The sequence below is a fragment of the bacterium genome (assembly GCA_016873475.1).
GTDB lineage: Bacteria > Krumholzibacteriota > Krumholzibacteriia > JACNKJ01 > JACNKJ01 > VGXI01.
Window position 1 is genome coordinate 1 of the sequence record VGXI01000221.1, and the last position, 4778, is coordinate 4778.

The 4778-nt window shown below is 71.9% G+C and carries 4 protein-coding genes and 1 pseudogene; 1 reads left to right on the forward strand and 4 read right to left on the reverse strand.

All coding sequences use genetic code 11. The annotated features are described in order from the left end of the window. Together FJ251_13495 and FJ251_13500 are read right to left on the reverse strand one after the other, a co-directional pair. Positions 1-765, reverse strand: a 765-nt coding sequence (locus FJ251_13495) for a hypothetical protein (GenBank protein ID MBM4118721.1), incomplete at its 3' end; no start/stop codon positions are given. 234 nt (positions 766-999) lie between these two features. Then, positions 1000-1698 carry a response regulator transcription factor gene (locus FJ251_13500; protein MBM4118722.1) on the reverse strand — a complete coding sequence of 233 codons (699 nt, stop codon included), beginning with the start codon at positions 1696-1698 and terminating at the stop codon, positions 1000-1002. Between the two features lie 63 nt (positions 1699-1761). On the opposite strand from FJ251_13500, the gene FJ251_13505 reads away from it, so the two are divergent. Further along, complete coding sequence (locus FJ251_13505) at positions 1762-2832, forward strand: proline dehydrogenase (GenBank protein ID MBM4118723.1); 1071 nt, start codon at positions 1762-1764, stop codon at positions 2830-2832. Positions 2833-3341: 509 nt separating this feature from the next. On the opposite strand, the pseudogene truD reads toward FJ251_13505, so the two are convergent. Both truD and FJ251_13515 read right to left on the reverse strand, forming a co-directional pair. Continuing rightward, positions 3342-3980 (reverse strand): annotated as a pseudogene (gene truD, locus FJ251_13510) (tRNA pseudouridine(13) synthase TruD). Then, positions 3875-4483 (reverse strand): tRNA (guanosine(46)-N7)-methyltransferase TrmB, encoded by a 609-nt coding sequence (locus FJ251_13515; GenBank protein ID MBM4118724.1) that lies wholly within the window; start codon positions 4481-4483, stop codon positions 3875-3877. Before FJ251_13515 ends, truD begins: the two are co-directional and overlap by 106 nt. Positions 4484-4778: the final 295 nt, after the last annotated feature.

Genomic DNA, 4778 nt, shown 5'->3' on the forward strand with positions numbered 1-4778 from the left:
GGGGCGGTCGAAGCGCTCGAGGAGGGTATCGGCGTAGGCAAGCCACTGGTGGCCGCCGACCATCGGCGGCGAGACGCTCGCGTGATTGCCGCCCGAGAAGCGCCAGTCCGCGCCGACTCGCTTCTTGGTGTACCAGAATTCCCAGACCGGCGGGCGCCCGGCCGTATTCGAGAAGTCCGCGAGGCTCTCGTCGTAGCTGTTGACGATGTCCCCGATGTGGCCGCCCGCGCCGTCGCTGGGCGCCACCGTCGAGGCGATCTGCGAGATGCCGCCGTAGCCCATCGAGTAGAAGAGCCGGTCCGTGTGCGCGTCGTAACTGAGCTGGCGCGGCCCGCTGAAGTAGACGGTCCCCGGATCGCTGGGGAAGCTGCCGCTGCCGTCCTCGACCTCGTAGTCGCCGATGGCCGTGAACTGCTGGTGATCGCTGCGGAGGTAGAAGACCTCGGGATCGTTGGCGTTCGGGTACTCCTCGACGGTCGAGTAGTGCTCGTAGAGGCCATCGCCGTCGGCGTCGTCGACCACGAGGCGGAAGATGTCTCCGCTGCCCTCGAAGAGGCAGCTGTAGGCGATGGCCAGCCGCTCGCCGTCCGCCTCCAGAGCCACCGGCGCGCCGGCGTCGAGATTGAGGGTCAGTTCGACCGACTCGGTGAGCGGCGTGTAGGGCGGCGGCGCCGTGCCGCCCTCGTCGCCCTCGCAGGCACCGAGCAGTCCGATCGCCAGCGCCCCGAGCAGGACGCCTCCCCACGGCCACAGACCACGCTTCATGGAAACCTCACTTCGGACGGAGGGCTCCGGACGGCGGCGGGGACAGCGAAGGCCTTTGAAATCGCGAGCTTGCGCTCTCCCTCGGGGAATCTGGATAGCACTCGCGACCCCCGGCTGTCAACAGCCGGCGGCGCCTTCGCGTCGGCGCCCGGTGGAACTCTTGGCCGAGAAGATGGCGCATCGCGCCGCCGCGCGCAACCCGTTTCTGGCTGCCGAGTTCCGCGCGGGGGCCGCCTAGGCGCGGAAGCGGTAGCCCACACCGCGCACCGTGCGGACGATGCTACCCCCATTCGGCAGGGCGGCCAGCTTGCCGCGCAGGCGATTGATCAGGACGTCGACGGCGCGCTCGGTATTGCCCTGGCCGCTCCCCCAGACCAGCGCCTGGAGGGCCTGCCGGCTGAAGGTCTCCTCGGGCCGGCTGGCGAGCTGGTAGAGCAGCTTGAACTCCAGCGCCGTGAGTTGAACCGGCTCGGCGCTCCCCCGGCGCACGCTGAGCTGCTCGGGCTGGATGGTGAAGCCGTCGACGGTGATCACCGCCCCATTGCCGTCGGGCTCCCAGCGGTGGCGCCTCAGGAGCGCGCGGACGCGGGCGAGCAACTCGGTGACGTCGATGGGCTTGACCATGTAGTCGTCGGCGCCCTGGTCGAGGCCGGAGACCTTGTCGCTGGTCTTGTCCAGGGAAGTGACCATGATAATGGGAATCCCGCGCGTCTCCTCGCGGCCGCGCAGCGCGCGGCAGACGGCGAGGCCATTCTGGTCCGGCAGGAGCAGGTCCAGCACGATGAGATCCGGATGCTCGCGCTCGGCGAGGGCGAGCGCCGCCGTCGCGGTCTGTTCCGCCAGGACACGATAGCCGGCCTGTTCGAGGCTGGCGCCGAGCATGCGCAGCGTGCTCGGATCGTCTTCGACGATCAGGATGCTCTCCATCGTCATTCCGTCTCCCCGGTTCAAGCAGAAGCAATCTAGCAGCCGGACACGGAGATTCGCAACAGTCGGATGCGGCGAACTGGGCCGCCGGGCTGCCTGTCATCTGGTTGGGACGAGGCGCGACGGCCCGCCTGGCACCTGCCATTCGGCGACTTGACCAGGTCCGGGGTCAGCCCTACCTTGACCCTGCCCTCACTGGACCCTGGTGCCCGCCAACGCGAAGCGAAACAGGTCGCCATGCCGTCCTTGCTGGATCGCACCATCGCCGGGTTGCTCCCGGCCGTCCCCCGCCCGATCGTCCGCCGCGTCTCGAGCCGCTACATCGCCGGCGAGGAGTTCACCGCCGTCGTCGCCGCCGCGCGGGCCCTGGCCGCGCGGAACCTGCGCAGCACGATGGACATCCTCGGGGAGAACACGGATTCCGTCGAGAAGGCCCGCCCCCCCGCGGCCGCCTACCTCGAGTTGGTGAATCGCCAGGTCGAGGCGGGCGTCGACCGCAATGTCTCGATCAAGCTGAGTCAGCTCGGCCTGACCAGCGATCGCGAGCTCTGCCTGGAGAGCATGCGCGCCATCGTCGCCCGCTCGGCGAGCCACCGCGGCAAGGTGCGCATCGACATGGAGGACAGCAGCCTCACCGATGCCACGCTCTGGGTCTTCAAGACCCTGCGCGCGGACTACACGAATGTCGGTGTCGTGCTGCAGGCCTACCTGCACCGCACGCTCGCCGACATCGCGGCCCTCGCGCCCCTGACGCCGGACTACCGCCTCTGCAAGGGGATCTACATCGAGCCGGCGGCCGTGGCGATCCAGGATCGCGCGGGTATCAACGCCAACTTCCTGCGCGCCCTGGCGGCGATGTTCGATGGCGGCAGCGTCGTGGGCATCGCGACCCACGACGCCGCCCTGATCGACGGCGCCAAGCGCCTGATCGCCGAGCGCCGGCTCGGGCCCGATCGCTACGAGTTCCAGATGCTGCTCGGCGTGCAGGAGAAGTTGCGCGACCGCCTGGTCGCGGAGGGCCACCCGCTGCGCGTCTACCTGCCCTACGGGCGCGAGTGGTACGCCTACTGCATGCGCCGGCTGAAGGAGAACCCGAGCGTCGCCGGCCACGTCTTTCGGGCGATGCTGGGCCTGGGCTAGCGCGGGCGCTACTCCGCGTCGCCGGGGCTGCCCGCGGGCACCCCGATGCCGAGCGTGGCGAGCAGCACCGAGGCGTAGCTGCCCGGCGGCAGGCTGAAGGCCAGCCAGAAGCCCCCCGCAACGGGCTCCAGACGCAGGTCGCCCACCGGCACCCGCAGGGGCCGCCGGCCCCCGCGCAGGCGCGCCGCGAACTCCGGCCGCCAGCCGCCGGCCGCCAGCAGCGCCGCCTCCAGCGCGCCGGGCTCGCCCGTCGGCTCGAGCATGTGCCCGCCCGGCAGCGGGCCCGTCGCGCTGATCTCCAGACGCTCCGCGCGCGGGGCTGCCGCCTCCGCGTCCTCCACCCGGAAGATCGCGCCGCGCCCGTGCAGATAGGCGAGGTCGCCCGCGGCGAGCGCGGCGGCCGGCCCCTGTCGCGCCGCGCAGACGCGATTGAAGAGGGCGGCCTGGAAGGCGCTGAGCAGGAACTCCTGGGCCCGCCCCCGCCGGAGCCCGCCGCCGGCCAGCGCGCTCAGGCCGCGCAGGTGGTTCTGCCCATCGGCGCCGAAGCGCTGGGGGCCGTAGAAATTGGGCAGTCCCTCCACGCGCAGGTGCCCGAGCTCGCCCTCGATGAGCGCGCCGTCCGCTTCCCCGACCAGCCGCAGCCGGAAGCGATTGCCCGCCAGGTGCCCGAGGCGGAGCTTGTTGCGATGCGGCTGCGCCGAGAGCACGCGGAAGCGGGGGTCGGCGAGCGATTCCAGGCGACCGGCCGCGGCCGCCAGAGGCACCGAGAGGCGCTGGCGGGCCGTGGCCCGGCGGTCCTTGCGCCCCGCCCAGCCGACGGCGGCCGGCGCGATCCCCAGGCGCTCGGCGATGAGGAGGGCCAGGAGCGGCGTGTCGATGTCCCGCTTCTCGATGTCGAGGTACAGGTGCTCGCCCTCGCCGCAGGCGGGGTAGAGGGGCAGCTCCTCGACGTGGAAGCGCTCGGCGTCGGCCGGATAGGCGAGGCCGGCGCCCGGCCCATCCGCGGGGAAGCGCAGATCGCGCCAGGGATGCCACTCCCCGCTCACGGGCTCCCCTCCAGACGCCGCCAGCGGAAGCGGTGGATGGCCCGCCCTTCGCGGCGGTACTTGACCTCGAAGTGCGTGCCGGGCAGCGCGTCCTCGCCCCAGTCCAGGCGCGCGAGGCGGGGCTCGCCCGCGAAGAGCCGCTCGATGAGCGCCGCGTACTCGGCGTGGTCCGTCGTGATGCGCAGCTCGCCGCCGACGGCGATGACCCGCAGCGCCTCGCTGCGAAAGGCCGGGCCCAGGAGGCGGCGCTTGTGGTGCCGCCGTTTCGGCCAGGGGTCGGGGTGATAGACGTGCAGCGCCGCCAGGCTGGCCTCCGGCACCTTGGCCGCGAGGACGCCCAGCGCCTCGGCGCGCAGGATGCGCAGGTTGGGCGGCGGCGCCTCGACCGTGAGCAGGCGGCGTTTGCCCTCGGCGAACCACTTGCGCGAGAGCTCGACGCCGAGGAAGTCCGTCTCCGGCCGCGCCTGGGCCGCCTGGAGGAGGAAGCGCGCCTTGCCGAAGCCCAGCTCGAGTTCGACGGGTGCCACGCGGCCGAAGATCGCCGGCCAGTCCCAGGGACCGGGCAGCTCAGCGGGCAGTTCGATGTCAGTGGGGAGGGCGGCCATGGCGAGCGCGGGGCAGGGGACGGGGCGCGGCGCCGCCGGCGCGGCGGCCTCCGTCTTATAGCAGAGGCGCGCGGCCGCCTCAAGCGCTCCCCTCTTGCCTAGGGTTGTGCCGCGGAAATTGTGTCAATCAGGTTCGCTCGGCTTCGCCCGCTGCCGATGGCCATCGTCTCAGCTAGCGTACCGGAGTCGATGCCCGCGGTTGATGCCCAGGGCCGGCGTCCTCTCGTCGCCCGTGTAGATTCGAACCCAGACCGGCTCGATCTCGATGCGGCTCGGGAAGCGACGGGCCGCGGGG

Bases quoted from the DNA above. Each gene is read 5' to 3' on its own strand.
- FJ251_13515 (MBM4118724.1), bottom strand. From the start codon at position 4,483: ATGGCCGCCCTCCCCACTGACATCGAACTGCCCGCTGAGCTGCCCGGT.
- FJ251_13505 (MBM4118723.1), top strand. From the start codon at position 1,762: ATGCGGCGAACTGGGCCGCCGGGCTGCCTGTCATCTGGTTGGGACGAG.
- FJ251_13500 (MBM4118722.1), bottom strand. From the start codon at position 1,698: ATGACGATGGAGAGCATCCTGATCGTCGAAGACGATCCGAGCACGCTG.